We start from the raw sequence: 739 nt of genomic DNA on the forward strand, positions 1-739 counted from the left end.
CATTTGGCAATGGCATCTGGCAAGTCATCGCCGCCTTCGCCTTTCAGCGGGGTGCGCTTGTCGTCCAGGCTGTAGCCGTCGGCTTGTAGATCGTAGAACCAGACCCGCTCGGTGGTGCCGCCTTTGGTGAAGAGCAGGATGGCGGTGCTGACACCGGCGTAGGGTTTGAACACACCACTGGGAGGCTGACGATGCCTTCGAGCTGGTTGTTTTCGATGAGCTCCTTGCGCAGTTGCTGGTGGGCCTTGGAGGAGCCGAACAGCACGCCATCGGGGACGATGACGGCGGCGCGGCCACCGAGTTTTAGGGCGCGAAGGATGTGGGCGACGAACAACAGCTCGGTCTTTTTGGTTTTGACCAGGCCGAGCACATCCGGGTTGGTGTTGGTTTCATCCAGACTGCCCTTGAACGGCGGGTTGGCGAGGATGATGTCGAAGAAGTCTTCTTCCTGTTCCGGGTAGTTTTCCTTTACGGACTTGTTGAGGCTGTCCTGATACAGAATATTGGCGCCGTTTACGCCGTGAAGCATCATGTTCATGCTGGAGACGCGCAGCATGGTGGTGTCGAAGTCGAAGCCCCAGAACATCTGTTTATTGATGTGTTCCCGGTAGGGGTCCAACAGGTCGCCGGTGTAGTGCTTGTTGCCCTCCTCGTCTTCGAAGGTACCGGCATCGCTGGAATGCACCCGGTTGAGGTATTCCATGGTGCGGGCCAGGAAACCGGCGGTACCGCAGGCCGG

Annotated in this window: 1 protein-coding gene; it reads right to left on the reverse strand. The window is 58.6% G+C overall.

Annotation, left to right across the window (positions count from 1 at the left end; all coding sequences use genetic code 11):
- Positions 1 to 43: 43 nt before the first annotated feature.
- Positions 44 to 739, reverse strand: a 696-nt coding sequence (locus A3730_RS09455; protein WP_231883908.1) for a class I SAM-dependent DNA methyltransferase, incomplete at its 5' end; no start/stop codon positions are given.

The organism is Alcanivorax sp. HI0044 (genome assembly GCF_001634945.1).